General features: G+C 41.1%; 12 protein-coding genes. 10 read left to right on the forward strand and 2 right to left on the reverse strand.

The annotated features are described in order from the left end of the window. The first annotated feature begins 67 nt into the window (after positions 1-67). The 5 genes from DFQ12_RS19135 to DFQ12_RS19155 are packed head-to-tail and all read left to right on the forward strand — an operon-like array spanning position 68 to position 5,213. Positions 68-427, forward strand: coding sequence for an S-adenosylmethionine decarboxylase family protein (locus DFQ12_RS19135; RefSeq protein ID WP_120260662.1), 360 nt, complete (start codon positions 68-70; stop codon positions 425-427). Between the two features lie 3 nt (positions 428-430). Beyond that, complete coding sequence (locus tag DFQ12_RS19140) at positions 431-1,867, forward strand: hypothetical protein (protein WP_120260663.1); 1,437 nt, start codon at positions 431-433, stop codon at positions 1,865-1,867. 14 nt (positions 1,868-1,881) lie between these two features. Then, positions 1,882-2,100, forward strand: a complete 219-nt coding sequence (locus DFQ12_RS19145) for a DUF350 domain-containing protein (protein ID WP_120260664.1) — start codon at positions 1,882-1,884, stop codon at positions 2,098-2,100. Beyond that, a complete protein-coding gene (locus DFQ12_RS19150; protein WP_120260665.1) occupies positions 2,093-3,607 on the forward strand; it encodes a polyamine aminopropyltransferase in 1,515 nt (504 codons plus the stop codon). The genes DFQ12_RS19145 and DFQ12_RS19150 overlap by 8 nt, the downstream gene beginning before the upstream one ends. Then, on the forward strand, positions 3,585-5,213 hold the full coding sequence (locus DFQ12_RS19155) for an FAD-dependent oxidoreductase (RefSeq protein ID WP_120260666.1): 1,629 nt from the start codon (positions 3,585-3,587) through the stop codon (positions 5,211-5,213). Before DFQ12_RS19150 ends, DFQ12_RS19155 begins: the two co-directional genes overlap by 23 nt. 101 nt (positions 5,214-5,314) lie before the next feature. Here the strand turns inward: DFQ12_RS19155 and DFQ12_RS19160 are convergent, their stop codons facing one another. Both DFQ12_RS19160 and DFQ12_RS19165 read right to left on the reverse strand, forming a co-directional pair. Then, on the reverse strand, positions 5,315-6,217 hold the full coding sequence (locus DFQ12_RS19160) for a flavin reductase family protein (RefSeq protein WP_120261008.1): 903 nt from the start codon (positions 6,215-6,217) through the stop codon (positions 5,315-5,317). 13 nt (positions 6,218-6,230) lie between these two features. Further along, positions 6,231-7,205, reverse strand: coding sequence for a fumarylacetoacetate hydrolase family protein (locus DFQ12_RS19165; RefSeq protein ID WP_120260667.1), 975 nt, complete (start codon positions 7,203-7,205; stop codon positions 6,231-6,233). Positions 7,206-7,518: 313 nt separating this feature from the next. Here DFQ12_RS19165 and DFQ12_RS19170 point away from each other — a divergent pair, with 313 nt between their 5' ends. From DFQ12_RS19170 to DFQ12_RS19190, 5 genes are all read left to right on the forward strand, one after another. Further along, positions 7,519-8,676: a homogentisate 1,2-dioxygenase gene (locus DFQ12_RS19170; RefSeq protein ID WP_120260668.1), complete on the forward strand. Its 1,158-nt coding sequence runs from the start codon at positions 7,519-7,521 to the stop codon at positions 8,674-8,676. A 29-nt stretch (positions 8,677-8,705) separates the two neighbouring features. Next, a complete protein-coding gene (gene hppD, locus DFQ12_RS19175) occupies positions 8,706-9,833 on the forward strand; it encodes a 4-hydroxyphenylpyruvate dioxygenase (protein ID WP_120260669.1) in 1,128 nt (375 codons plus the stop codon). After that, the gene (locus DFQ12_RS19180; RefSeq protein WP_244211791.1) at positions 9,805-11,073 is read left to right on the forward strand and encodes a Glu/Leu/Phe/Val dehydrogenase dimerization domain-containing protein; all 1,269 of its coding nucleotides are present in this window, start codon (positions 9,805-9,807) and stop codon (positions 11,071-11,073) included. Before hppD ends, DFQ12_RS19180 begins: the two co-directional genes overlap by 29 nt. A 788-nt stretch (positions 11,074-11,861) precedes the next feature. Then, entirely contained in the window at positions 11,862-12,641 is a 780-nt protein-coding gene (locus tag DFQ12_RS19185; RefSeq protein ID WP_120260670.1) for an N-formylglutamate amidohydrolase, read from the forward strand. Further along, positions 12,631-14,463, forward strand: coding sequence for a peptidase MATCAP family protein (locus DFQ12_RS19190; protein ID WP_120260671.1), 1,833 nt, complete (start codon positions 12,631-12,633; stop codon positions 14,461-14,463). Before DFQ12_RS19185 ends, DFQ12_RS19190 begins: the two co-directional genes overlap by 11 nt. The last annotated feature ends 3 nt before the right edge of the window (positions 14,464-14,466 follow it).

Below are 14,466 nucleotides of genomic sequence, written 5' to 3' on the forward strand. Positions count from 1 at the left end.
TCCCGTAGTATAAAAATCTGGTAAAACTTTTTATATTTGGAACGTTTAATTTATCCAGTTATTTCTGATGAACGAAAAGTATACTCCCGGAAAACATCTGCTGATGACATTGCAGGTCGAGGAGGCATCATTATTGACTACTATAGATCCTTTTTTGGAGTTTACAAAAAAGCAGATCAATATCCATAATTTACAAATTGTAGGTATTTCCACCCATTCTTTTGAGGGCGGTGGATTTACCGCTGCAATTTGTTTAATGGAATCCCATATCTGTATCCATACCTGGCCGGAATTTGGACAATTGACATTAGATGTTTATCTCTGTAATTATCTAAAAGATAACAGTGAAAAAGTTTTGCATTTGGGTAAGCTCTTTAAAACTTATTTTAATGCAATAGTTATTAACGAAACTGTGGTTAATCGGTAGTTTATGGATGTAATTTGCAAAAAATGTGGCCATGCACACCGGTTTAAGATCGAGGTAACCGATTTTTCAGGTTTCGTTTGTGCAAACTGTCATAGTTATTTTAAAGGTAAGACGGTCGAAACCTTAACTTATGTGAAGGAATTTTCGGCTCCCTTAGTCATGCAATGGGCTACTTTGGGCGAGTCTGTTCAATTCAAGAGAAATAGCTATTATATTATCTCCAAGATACAGCGCTTTACAAAAAGTGGCGAATATGGAAATGAGTTTGTGGGGTTAAACGCGAATCAAGACGATATCTACTTCAGCGATGGCGTAGACTATACTTGTGCCTTACACACCATTGATCGAGAGCAGGTGACGCTTTTACCGAAAAGCAACTCATGTAAGTTTGGTAATAGACACTATGACCTGGAGTATACGGAGGAACAAACCGTTGTCTATGCAGAGGGCTTTGTATTTGAAGATCTGGAATCGAAGTCAACGACCCTGACCTACATTCAAACAGGTAATGAGGATCGTTTTATTTCTCAGGAATTCATTGACAATGACGTACAGTACTATCAGGGGATTTACCTGGGGGATGAAGGCTATTATAAAATTTTTGATACTTATAACGACTACATTGCCCGAAAGGAGGTTGTAGGGACGAAGCTGAGAAATATTGGTGTCTTTGCTGTTTTGCTGTTGGCAGTTCTATTCTGGGTTTTAAATTGGGGACAGATCGGTAAGGATACGTATAAGTTTGATGAAAAATTTCCTGCAAAAAAAGTAAACTCGGAATTTGTCGGCGCCTCTTTTGAATTAAAAGGCGATAAACCCAAGAAACTGGTTCTGGATGGAATATCGGAATCTAAAAGCCATCCCATCCAGTTGATGATCAAATTGGTCAATGAAAAGACAAATGAGTTTATTGAGTCTGGTACCGCTGTCCACGAGAACAATGACGTTAATTACGCAAGTGGATTGACCGTCGATTTTTGCCGTATCCAACCGGGGATCTATCACCTCGTTTTTGTAACCTCTTCAACCAATGGTGCGGCCGATATAGATGTTAATTTTGAACTCACAGAGGACTATAAATTAACGTACGGAGGTACCAGTTATAACTTTTTGATTCTTTGTTTAGTGGGCATTGTTGTCCTTGTTGGGATTTTTAGAAGCAAGATTCTGGCGATTAAAAATAAAGATTTTGTTGCTCGGGCTGAAGGTTTAGGTTATTTCGATATCTTAAAATTTGATCGGCTGGGTGTCGCTTTAGTTGCTTTTTTTGCCTTTTTTGTTGCTGTTAGCCTATTTGTAAATTCCTCCACAGATTGTAGGACTACAACGCGGACAAGCACCTTGGAAGATCATACTTATACAGGGTCAAGATCGCATTATCGTCGATCCTTTTATGGTAGCGGTGGTAGTTATAGTGGATATGGTTCAGGTCATAAATAAAAATTAATATAAAAATGAATTACGAATTGTTTTATAAAGGAATTGCAGCATCATTGATTTATTCGCTTATTGGCATTGCTGTATTGTTATTGGCCTATTGGCTTATTGAGCGATTGACACCGGAACAATCTTGGCAGGAGATCGTAAAGAACAAGAATATGGCTTTGGCGATTGTTTTTGCGGCTTTTATATTAGGCATATCGATTATAATAGCTGCGGCAATACATGGGTAAAAAGAGCAATCTGCCCATTTTTCTCTTATTTGCGGTATTTGTCATTGCTACTTGCGGGCTTATCTACGAGCTGGTTGCGGGTGCATTGGCGAGCTATTTATTGGGAGATTCAGTCAAGCAGTTTTCATTTATTATTGGTACCTACCTATTCTCGATGGGGGTGGGATCTTTTTTAGCTAAGTACATCACCAAAAACCTTTTTGACCGGTTTATTGATATTGAACTGTTGATCGGTGTCATTGGCGGTTGCAGTTCTGTCGTTTTATTTTTACTGTTTCAGCAGGTCGAACACTTTCAATTTGTACTCTATTTCTTTGTTTTTCTGACTGGCTGTCTCTGCGGTATGGAGATACCCTTATTGATGAATATTCTAAAAGATAGGGTTCAGTTTAGGGACTTGGTTTCCAATGTATTTGCTTTTGATTATATCGGCGCATTGATCGCTTCAGTGCTGTTTCCTATCCTGTTGATTCCACGGCTGGGCGTAATGGGAACATCACTATTTTTTGGGATCATCAATATTTTGGTAGGTGTCTTTCTATCATTCTATCTCGCTAAAAGACTTAAAAATCCCAATTGGATTAAAGCCAAATCAATAATTTGTCTGGTATTGCTTTCGGTTGTGTTTTTTTATTCCGATGATTTGCTTAAATATTCCGAAAGTCAATTATATGGGAATAATATTGTCTATAAACATTCTACACCCTATCAGCGTATTGTTCTAACAGAGAGCAAGGGTGAATATCAATTGTTTCTGAACAATAATTTACAGTTCAACACCAAAGATGAATATCGGTATCATGAGGTTTTGGTGCATCCAGCGATGTCTATGGCCAAAGATGTATCGAATGTATTGGTATTTGGTGGTGGAGACGGGCTCGCTGTCCGGGAGGTTCTGAAATATCCAGGTGTAAAAAAGGTTACATTGGTGGATCTGGATGAGGGTATGACCAAATTGTTCCAGACAAATGAACTACTGGTCAGTCACAACAAGGGCTCGCTGAACGACGCAAGGGTAAAAGTGATCAATCAGGACGCATTTATCTGGGCAAAATCTGCAAAGGAAAAATACGATGTCATGATTATCGATTTTCCGGATCCATCAAACTATAGTCTTGGAAAATTATATACGACAAGTTTTTATCAAAGTCTATTGCCGCTGATGACACCCTATACTATGGTGTCCGTACAGACAACTTCGCCTTATTTTGCACCCAAATCTTACTGGTGTATTCATGAGACAATCAGCACGGTTTTTCCAAATACCGTCGCCTATCATACCTATGTGCCATCCTTCGGCGAATGGGGATTTTGTCTATTTTCAGCAGATATGACACAACAATTTAAGCATATTGCCCGGCGGGTGGATAAGCTGCGGTATTACAATTATCATTTTAGAGAACTGACTGAGTTTCCGGCCGACATGCGTGCGGATCATGTAGAAATAAACCGTTTGGACAATCAGATTTTAGTGCGGTATTTTGATGAAGAATGGAGTAAGATTTAATCCCTCGCGGCGTGGTTTTCTCAAGCTCGCATTCTTGGGGGCAATCGGCCTGCAGTTTGCTCAGGCCTGTAAGAAAAAGGTGAACCGTATTTTTTTGCGCCTGACGGGGACAGATCATATTTTGGGGCATCGTCTGCGATTCCAGGATTTCCCCAAATCTACAGCAGTGGTTGAAATACCTATTCTGATTCTCGGTGCTGGTGTAACCGGACTATCGGCTGCCTATCGTTTGCAACAAAAAGGAATGAACGATTTTCTGCTTTTGGACATGGAGTCTGAAGTAGGAGGCAATGCGCGTCATGGTGAGAATGCTTATAGTCGTTATCCGCTGGGAGCACATTATCTTCCTATTCCGAATGCTTCCAATAAGGAGTTGCTGCGGTTTTTGGAAGAATCGAAAATTATCGTCGGCTGGACGGAGGGGGGTGCTCCATTATTTGATGAGGAACAATTGTCCTTTGCTCCGCAGGAACGACTTTTTATCCATAACATCTGGCAGGAAGGCATTGTTCCCAGCTATGGGTTATCCCAGCAGGAGGCGGCTGAAATTGATCGTTTTATGGCACAGATGGGTCAGTTTAAGCAATTGAAAGGTAGTGATGGAAAGTATGTTTTTGATATCCCGATGCGCAATGCTTCGCAGTCGGATGATCTCAAAAGATTGGATGTCCTGACGATGCGTTCATGGATGGAATCAGAGGGGTATAAGACGGAATCTGTTTTTAGTTATGTGAACTACTGTTGTCGTGACGATTATGGTACCGGTATCGCAGCTACTTCTGCTTTTGCTGCTATACATTACTTTGCGAGCCGAAAGCACGATTGGTCTGCCTACCAGGATCTGGTGCTTACCTGGCAGGAAGGGAATGGGCGATTGGTCAGCCATTTAAAAAAATATGCGGATGGTAGGGTATTGAATAAACATCTGGCTTATCAGATACATGTTGGGCAAGATGCTGTGGAAGTGTCAGTCTTCGACGATAAAGCGAAATTGTCAAAGACCATCAGAGCCCAGAAGGTGATCAATTGTTGCCCACAGTTTGTCAATCAGTATCTATTGCCAAACCGTACGGCATTGACGAAAAAATTTCATTATGCACCTTGGATCGTAGCGACTATTGTCTTGCATCGTTTCCCTTTTACAGATGGTGCGACACTTTCCTGGGAAAATATTATTTATAACGGAAAGGGATTGGGTTATGTCTATGATCAGCACCAGAGCCTAAATCAGCTGCAAAGCCCTTTTGTGATTACCTATTATCATAGTCTGGGAGATGGGGACCTCAACGGAAACCGGAAGCAACTATATCAGTGGACAGATCAGCAATGGAGAGAGTTTATTATGGAAGATCTGGAGAAGGCGCATTATGGAATAGAAAATGAAGTCATCAGTATTGAAATTTTTCGACACGGGCATGGTATGATCAGCCCTGTCAGTGGTTTTCTATCAGACGAAGCGCGTATCGAACTGACAAAACCTATTGCTGATAAAGTCTATTTTGCACATTCTGATTTAAGTGGTATATCTATCTTTGAGGAAGCCTTTTATCAGGGAATCACCATAACCGATCAGGTTTTAGCTGACCTTGGTCAAAAGGAAGCATAGCTGTCAGTCTATGCTTCCGGATTCCTGTAGGTGTGCAATAGGTATTGCGTCCCCGATATTTTTATAGGTTTGCTTATCTGTAGTATTGTGCACCGAAGCTTTTATAGGCTTAATAGTACCTGCCATGCTTTATCTAATTGCTCTGTATCCAACAATTGCGCCGCGTATTCATGTACTTTTTTTGTCATTTGTGGTGAATCTTGCTGAAAGTTCAGTCGGAGGTAGTTTAAATATTTATCCTCCTGGGAGGCCTGCTCTACGACCGGTAAGGATTCTACATTGGCCAGTAACCCGAGATGGTTTCCGGTAAGTACTTTGGAAAGGCGAATACTTTCGGGCAGCTGATCTACGCCAATACCCAGACTGCGGAGTGGTTTAGGAACAATAAAGAGGTTTTCATTGGTTACACGGCAGTACCAATCGCCGCCGAGTCGGGCGACCAGATCTAGCTCCTCTTGTTTTATCGTATTGTTTTTGTGCAAGAGTTCTCTGTGCACATGCATATAAAGTACTTCTGCTATAACGAGATTTCCTGCGCCGGGTTCGTCGCTCAGGGCGATCACTTCTCTTACACGACATTCCAGTTGAACCGGAGATTCCGCTACCCGCGGTGGACGAACGTGTAATGATGGGATCGGTGTAAATCCAGATTTGTCAAATTCATTTACCTCCTTGCCGTACTCTGTACTGGCCAGTGACTGTTGCTGTACCATCGCATAGTTTACGATATTGATGACGACCTCATTGACTTCCTGAATATTGTCCAGTGTATGCTTGGTACTGCCATCACGCATGCGACGCAAGGGTGAGAATACGCATATTGGTGGTTGATGTGACATCAGATTGAAGTAGCTGAAGGGACTCAGGTTGACATTGCCCGCTGCATCGATGGTACTCGCAAAACAGATGGGACGAGGCGCAATAGCATATTTGATTAAATTATCAATGATGGCTTTATCAGCCGAGGACTCAAATGTGACTGTATCGAAAGAAGAAGAATTCATTTTTTGAATAGATTTATTGGTGGTATAATACAACGGAATTGGAAAGCTTGCCCAAACCTGTTACTTCCAGCTCGATCTGGTCGCCTACCTGCAACCATTGATCCTGATGAGCAGGATTCTCCAAGCGTCCAGTGCCGTTGAGTTCTAAAAAACATCCTGTTCCAACTGTTCCGGAGCCGATCACATCTCCCGGAAAGAGACGTACACCATAGGAGACGCGTTCGATAATTTCGGCAAATGTCCAGTGCATCGTAGCAAAATTGCCGGAAGAAACCTGTTGACCATTCACGCGGCATGACATGTCGAGATTGTATCTGTCACCAATATGATCTCCTGAAGAATTAATTTTATAAGGTTCCAATTCGTCTTTGGTGACTAGCCATGGACCAATTGCCGTAGCAAAATCCTTTCCTTTGGCTGGCCCCAAGCTTAATTTCATCTCGTCCATCTGGAGCTTTCGCGCGCTAAAATCATTCATGATCATGTATCCGGCAATATATTTATCAGCCTCTGAGGCAGGGATATTTATACCTGTTTTATTGATTACGATGGCCACTTCAAGTTCAAAATCCAGTTGCTCAAGATGCAGTGGCATACATTGTATTGGTCCTGGGCCTTGTATGGCCTGATGATTGGAGAAGTAAAAAACAGGAAATTCATCGAATTCCGGAATCATATCCAGTCCGCGGTTTCTTCTTGAGGTCGCTACGTGCTGCCGAAAAGCATAGGCATCACGCACCGATGTCGGATGCGGTATCGGTGCAACAAGCTGACTATCTTGTAATAACTGGTAAGGTCTGGACATCCGTCCCTTCAGCAATGCACTATGATAGTACTTTAAATCATTTATGGCTTTATCTCCACGGATCAAAAAATCAGCCATATCGGTCGGAAGGGAAGGGGCTATCTCCGAGCAGGTATATACCCGGTCATTGATTATAATACCTAATTCATGTTGGCCATTTTTCGTGCACGTAACAATTCTCATATCGGAATATTCTATTGGTTATTCAATCTTTGAATGCGACACAAATATATCGTATAAGTTTTGAAAAAAATATTTCTTCACTTGAAAACAGAAAAATATTCTTACCTTTATTATAACATTATAAACTAGTAAAAATGATCAATCGTGGAATACATCGCTTTGCGTCATCCATGCCCTATATTGCTTTTAATAGAGCAATTATAGCTGATATCGTTTTTGCCCAATACTAATCCCCTCGAATTTTTTGCCAATCGATGCTATTGGCAACGTTGATATTCATTTATTTTTTATAACCGTTTTAAATTGTAGAATTATGCCATTTTATGTTAAACAAGGGCAAATTCCAGCACAGCGACATACTGTTTTTAGAAAGCCCGATCATACGCTCTATGCTGAAGAATTGGTTTCTACCCATGGCTTTTCCAGTCTTTATTCGCTCGTGTATCATTGCCATCCGCCTACGTTGGTCAAACAGATCCGTGAACCTTATGATGTTACTCCAAAGATTGCCCGTGAAAAACATCTTAAACATACCAGTTTAAAAGGATTTCAGGTTCAGGCCAAAGATGATTATCTGGAAAGCCGTACACCTGTTCTGGTCAACCAGGACCTACACATTTCACTGGCTGCTCCCCGTCAGTCCATGACGGATTATTTTTATAAAAATAGCCAAGCCGATGAAATTATTTTCGTGCACCAGGGAACAGGGAAACTCAAGACGGGCTACGGAAGTATTCCTTTTCAGTATGGTGATTATCTGGTTGTCCCCAGGGGTACAATTTACCAGATGGAATTTGATCAGACAGACAACCGATTATTTATTGTTGAATCGTTTTCGCCGGTACGTACGCCAAAGCGGTATCGTAATGAATTTGGCCAGCTGATGGAGCATGCTCCCTTTTTTGAGCGGGATATCCGTGTACCACAGGATCTGGAAACTTTTGACCAGCTTGGTGATTTTGAGGTGAAAATCAAGAAACAGGGATTGATTTATCCTTACATCTATGGAAGCCATCCTTTTGATTTTATTGGTTGGGATGGCTATCATTTCCCTTGGGCATTTTCCATTCATGACTTTATGCCAATTACCGGAAAATTGCATCAGCCACCACCTGTTCATCAGACTTTTGAGACTGATACCTTTGTGTTATGTAGTTTTTGTCCACGTCTGTATGACTACCATCCAAAAGCCGTACCCGCGCCTTATAACCACAGCAATGTAGACTCGGATGAAGTGCTATATTATGTGGATGGTGATTTTATGAGCCGGAAATCGGTTGAAAAAGGACAGATTACATTACATCCGGGTGGTATCCCGCATGGACCACACCCCGGTACGGTCGAAAAAAGTATTGGACAAGTTAAAACCGAGGAACTTGCGGTCATGATCGATCCTTTCCGTCCCCTGATGCTGACCGAAGAGGCGTTAAAAATTGAAGATCCCGATTACTTTAAATCCTGGATGAGTTAAGTTAAATACGAATAACCTTTATATAAATTATGGCAAATACATTTGCAGAGAAGATTGCCCAAGCGCAAGATTTTCTACCTATTAATGGAACCGATTACATTGAATTTTATGTGGGGAATGCGAAGCAGGCCGCACATTATTACAAAACTGCCTTTGGTTTTCAGTCGGAGGCTTATGCAGGGCCAGAGACCGGTATTAGAGACCGTGCATCTTATGTTTTAAAGCAAGATAAAATACGGCTGGTGCTGACCACAGCCCTTAAATCAGACCATCCTATTGCTGAGCATGTCAAAAAGCATGGCGATGGCGTCAAAATATTGGCTTTATGGGTTGATGATGCCCGCAAATCATTTGAGGAAACGACCAAAAGGGGAGCAAAAGTCTATCAGGAACCGCAACTTCTCAAAGATGAACAAGGGGAGGTCTGGACTGCAGGGATATACACTTATGGAGAAACAGTGCACCTTTTTGTGGAGCGAAAGAACTACAATGGTTTATTTATGCCCGGATATGAAAAATGGGAAAGCGACTATAACCCAGCAGAGACCGGTTTGCTCTATGTCGATCATTGCGTAGGTAATGTAGGCTGGAATAAAATGAATGAAACAGTTCAATGGTATCAGGATGTGATGGGCTTTGTCAACATCCTGTCCTTTGATGATAAGCAGATCAATACCGAATATTCGGCATTGATGAGTAAGGTGATGAGTAATGGCAATGGCTATGTAAAATTTCCGATCAATGAACCTGCTGAGGGAAAAAAGAAATCTCAAATTGAGGAATATCTTGAATTCTATGAGGGTGAGGGTGTGCAGCATGCGGCATTGGCAACGAAGGATATTGTACGTACGGTGCGGGAACTTAAATCCAGAGGGGTTGAATTTCTAGGAGCTCCTCCAGAAGCATATTATGACATGCTACCAGAAAGGGTTGGAGCAATAGATGAGGAAATCCGGATTATCCAAGAACTGGGTATTTTGGTGGATCGTGACGAAGAGGGGTATCTCCTTCAGATTTTTACCAAACCTGTAGAGGATAGGCCAACTTTATTCTATGAGATTATTCAGCGAAAAGGCGCACAGAGTTTTGGCGCCGGCAATTTTAAGGCACTTTTTGAAGCAATCGAACGTGAACAGGAACGCAGAGGTAATCTATAAGGATATGTTGGGTATGAAAGAATTATTGCGTGCATTTGAGCACCGGAGTCCGGAAATCGTATTTGAGTGGAAAGATAGTGAAACTGATGCCAAAGGATGGATTGTTATCAATTCGTTGCGGGGCGGTGCAGCGGGTGGAGGCACACGGATGCGTGCAGGCCTGGATCGGCATGAAGTAGAGTCCCTTGCTAAAACAATGGAAGTAAAGTTTACGGTTTCAGGCCCCGCTATCGGTGGTGCCAAATCTGGTATCGACTTTGACCCACATGATCCACGCAAAAATGAGGTTTTAGACCGTTGGTTTAAGGTGGTAACACCGTTATTAAAAAATTACTATGGTACAGGAGGGGATCTTAATATCGATGAAATCCATGATGTCATTCCATTGACTGAAGAATATGGCCTATGGCATCCACAGGAAGGTATCTTGAATGGACATTTTAAGGTAAATGAGAGCAACCGTATCCACCAAATAGGACAGTTGCGCTATGGAGTGTCCAAAGTATTGGAAGATAATACCTACAGTCCGGATTTAAAGCGTAAATATAAGGTTGCAGACATGATAACAGGCTATGGAGTTTCTGAATCTATCCGCCATTATTATCAACTTTTTGGAAGTAACTGTATAGGAAAACGTGCAGTCATCCAAGGCTGGGGAAATGTTGCCGCCGCCGCAGCTTTCTACCTCTCTAAGCTGGGCGTGAAAATTGTCGGAATTATCGATCGGGCTGGTGGTTTAATCAATCGGGAAGGTTTCAGCGAAGCGGAGATTACACAATTATTCCTGGATCGCAAGGGAAATGAGCTTAATTCACCGGATTTGATGTCTTTTGAGCAGATTCAGAAAGAAATATGGGGATTGAAGACCGATATCTTTGTTCCAGCAGCAGCATCACGTTTGGTTTCAAAAGATCAGATCCAGCAGCTCCTTGAAAATGGGCTTGAAGTCATTGCTTCTGGTGCAAATGTCCCTTTTGCTGATCAGGAAATATTCTATGGTCCAGTGATGGAGTTTGCTGATCAGCATGTTGCGGTGATCCCTGATTTTATCGCTAATTGTGGTATGGCAAGGGTATTTGCTTATTTAATGCAGCGAAATATAGAAATGAGTGATGATGCGATCTTCTCTGACGTTTCAAAGGTGATTTTTGAGGCTTTAAAAAAAATAAGAGATTCTTCGGCAGACCGTACACAGATCTCTTCGAGAGCGTATGAAATCGCATTGAAACAATTGATCTGATTCTTTTACAGGAGTCGTTAAACGAAAAACACTTGAAGCGGGGAACTTCAAGTGTTTTAACTAACCAATTATTAACCTAAATTTATGAATGCTTAAAACAGTGCAATACCTGTGCCAAAACTTATTTACCTAAGATGAATAAATTGTCATTTTTTTGTTAACTTATAATTTCGCTTCTATTTTGGATAAACACCTGATTTTGCTGATTTCCAAAACTGATTCTCGAATGAATCGTCGTAGGTGGCAGATGTGTTAAAGTATGCGGATATACCAAGGGTTATTACTGTTGGTTTTGTTGTAAACTGTTGATAAACAGAAACTCCTGAAGCGGGGAGCAACAGGAGTTTTCCTAACCAATTATTAACCTAAATTTATGAAAAGTACAGGTATAACGTGATCCGAACATAAAATGTTTCAACTATTTTTACTTTTTTACATTTTTTAACATTTTTTAGTATTTCTATATTGATTTTCAGTAAAATATTCTAGTATTTACATTCTTTTCGTATTAGAAAATAAAAAACCTGTTAGCGGGGACTAACAGGTTTTTTATAAACTAACTAATTATTAACCTAAATTTATGAAACTAGTAAACAACTTTCAATAAGAATGCCAGGGCATAAATCAATCAGTCGCTTTAACGATTTTTAACGCTTTCAATGGCCAACAGGCCTGTACTCCATTGTACCGAGGCTGTCGTATTTTATTTTTCAAACCTTTTATCACTTGTAAATGTTTACTTAAGCGGAGTGAGCAAATAATCAGTGAAACTGTTTAATATAAAGTACATGTCCTTATCCTATCTTTATCAATTCGAAAATTATAGAAGCCCTTTTTGGGCTTTTGCTATCCACGATGGTCATCATATCGATGCGGATTTAGAATCGTATTTACATATTGCTCCCGAAGATCGTTTACGTGAGGAGGATCCGTATACAGCAATTTTGGCCGAATTGCCCTTTAACCGCTTTGTTTGTGGCACATCGAGGTTCCAATTGGATTTAAACCGGAATAAGGATGGAGCGATTTATCTGACTCCTGAACAGTCTTGGGGAATTCAGGTCTGGAGGACAGCGTTGCCGCAACATATAAAAGATCAACTGTACGAATCTTATGACATGTTGTACCGAAAGATAACGCAGCAGATTCAAAACACCATTGACCGCTATGGTTATTTTGTTGTTTATGATATTCATAGCTATAACGCGCTCCGGGATGGGCCGACGGTTATGATCGACAAAGTAAACAATCCACAGATTAATATTGGAACAGCAAACAATCACAGCAAATGGCAGGAATTGACCAGCGCATTGATGGATGTGCTTCGTACAGGTAAAGATGGGCAGGTCTACGACGTGCGTGAGAATGTTAAATTTAAGGGCGGCTTTTTGTCATCTTATTTAAATGAGCAATTTGGCGATAAGGGTTGTGTGTTTTCTATTGAGTTTCGCAAGGATTTTATGAATGAATGGACAGGAGAGGTCTACCCTCAAAAGTTACAGGAATATAAGCAACTTTTAATGCAAACCACTGACACCCTCGAATCCTATTTTGCCTATGAAAGATAATGCGAAACAGTTAGCGGGTATCCTAAAGAAAATCAAAAATAAGGAGGTTTTTCATACGCAGATACCACCAAAAAATAAAATGGTATTCAATCAGGTTGTACCTTATTTATTTTTGTATCGACAGTTTTTTAGCCCGGATCCAATGCTGGCGGAACTGGTAAAATCCGAACCCGCGTATTTTAGAGTTAAGGACCCAGAAATGAATGTATCGGACTGGATCGCACCGATACTTAACCAGTTCGTCGAAGAATTTGGTGCATGTCTAATTATAGAAGCTTGGACCGCAAGCCCGGGGCAGGAAGAAGATATTCAGATCCATATTGCCCGGAAAAATGTGCAATCCATTGCACAATATCTTGGAAAGCAATTGGAAACAGAGGAATCTATTGCCAAAGTCGAAATTGTAACCGACACGAAAACCAATGCGACACAAAGTCTCTCCCCGGCGAGTATACAATTGGATAAACTAAATAGTAATATCTTGTATATGGGATTAGAAATCAAACCGAAGTACCTGCTGGGGGCCAACCAACAGATACTTCCCATTGATCTTCGCCATTTTCGTGAAGCTATATCCCGAAGTTTATCCAAAACATTTTTTGAATTTATTCGCATACATACCCTGTCAAAACCAACATCATTTAAAATTAGTCATCCCAAAAAGATGCTTCCTTTGGCTTGGGAAATCGATCAAAAGTTGGCCCGTGAAAGCCAGCGGTTTGATTTTCTATTATTGGTGACACCGACAAATTCCTATGATGCCTGGCTGCAGTTCAAAAAGGGAAACTATCGCAGGGTTCCTGTTTTTCATTATAGACCGATGCCCATTGATCCCGATATTATAAAACGTAACCTCTATAATCTGCATATTGAAGATCTTTATGACCCTTCCATAGCTTATTTGTTTCGGGATAAACGCAAAGAGCTCGATCAGATGATGAGCATGCTGAGCGAAAGGGGGAAAGAGGGATTTTTACTGGGTAGCATGCAGGTGTTTGGTACCGTCAACGAAAAGCTGTTAGAGAAAGCGCAAGCCATATTAACAATTACAGCGACTGACAGGGAGCATCGGACAAAGGAAGAGGATATCGTCTATGCAGAAGAGTTTGCAAAACTAGCACAGGAAGAACTAGATTATTTAAAAAGCCAAGATCCTAATTTTGGTACGACTGTACGGCTTCGGGATGATATCTATGGAGTGATGGTGAATCAAGGGGTCTTAAATATCAGTAAACAATATAGTCTGCCCCGACATCGGGTACAGGCATTGATCCAACACGAAGTTGGGACTCATATCGTGACCTACTATAATGGTAAACAGCAGCCCTTCAGCCTTTTTAGATTGGGAGTTCCCGGATATGAGAAGCTTCAGGAGGGATTGGCCGTACTCGCCGAATACTTGGTTGGTGGCTTGACGAATAATCGATTACGCATATTAGCGGGTAGGGTGGTAGCGGTATATCACATGCAACAGGGAAACACTTTTTTAGATACATTCGCGCTGTTGGTGGACAAATATCAGTTTCTGCCAGACACGGCTTTTCAGATGACCATGCGTGTTTTTAGAAGCGGAGGGCTCACAAAAGATGCGTTGTACCTCAGTGGCTTGATCGAGTTGATAAATTATATAAAAAGTGGTCGGGATCTCACTTTGCTGACTATGGGCAAGATCAGGGAAGATTATATCCCAATAGTCGAAGAATTAATGCTTAAGGGGGTATTGAATGCTCCGGTGTTAACACCCAAATACTTGACCTCACCCTATAAAGATGTATTAACCAACCTCAAGAAAAGTAAAGGAATATTTCAGATGATACAATAATCA

The organism is Sphingobacterium detergens (genome assembly GCF_003610355.1).
GTDB classification, from domain to species: domain Bacteria; phylum Bacteroidota; class Bacteroidia; order Sphingobacteriales; family Sphingobacteriaceae; genus Sphingobacterium; species Sphingobacterium detergens.

Excerpts from the sequence above, each read along its gene's own strand:
- hppD (WP_120260669.1), top strand. The coding sequence starts at position 8,706 with ATGGCAAATACATTTGCAGAGAAGATTGCCCAAGCGCAAGATTTTCTA.
- DFQ12_RS19185 (WP_120260670.1), top strand. The coding sequence starts at position 11,862 with ATGTCCTTATCCTATCTTTATCAATTCGAAAATTATAGAAGCCCTTTT.
- DFQ12_RS19140 (WP_120260663.1), top strand. The coding sequence starts at position 431 with ATGGATGTAATTTGCAAAAAATGTGGCCATGCACACCGGTTTAAGATC.
- DFQ12_RS19145 (WP_120260664.1), top strand. The coding sequence starts at position 1,882 with ATGAATTACGAATTGTTTTATAAAGGAATTGCAGCATCATTGATTTAT.
- DFQ12_RS19135 (WP_120260662.1), top strand. The coding sequence starts at position 68 with ATGAACGAAAAGTATACTCCCGGAAAACATCTGCTGATGACATTGCAG.
- DFQ12_RS19155 (WP_120260666.1), top strand. The coding sequence starts at position 3,585 with ATGAAGAATGGAGTAAGATTTAATCCCTCGCGGCGTGGTTTTCTCAAG.
- DFQ12_RS19170 (WP_120260668.1), top strand. The coding sequence starts at position 7,519 with ATGCCATTTTATGTTAAACAAGGGCAAATTCCAGCACAGCGACATACT.
- DFQ12_RS19190 (WP_120260671.1), top strand. The coding sequence starts at position 12,631 with ATGAAAGATAATGCGAAACAGTTAGCGGGTATCCTAAAGAAAATCAAA.
- DFQ12_RS19160 (WP_120261008.1), bottom strand. The coding sequence starts at position 6,217 with ATGAATTCTTCTTCTTTCGATACAGTCACATTTGAGTCCTCGGCTGAT.
- DFQ12_RS19150 (WP_120260665.1), top strand. The coding sequence starts at position 2,093 with ATGGGTAAAAAGAGCAATCTGCCCATTTTTCTCTTATTTGCGGTATTT.
- DFQ12_RS19165 (WP_120260667.1), bottom strand. The coding sequence starts at position 7,205 with ATGAGAATTGTTACGTGCACGAAAAATGGCCAACATGAATTAGGTATT.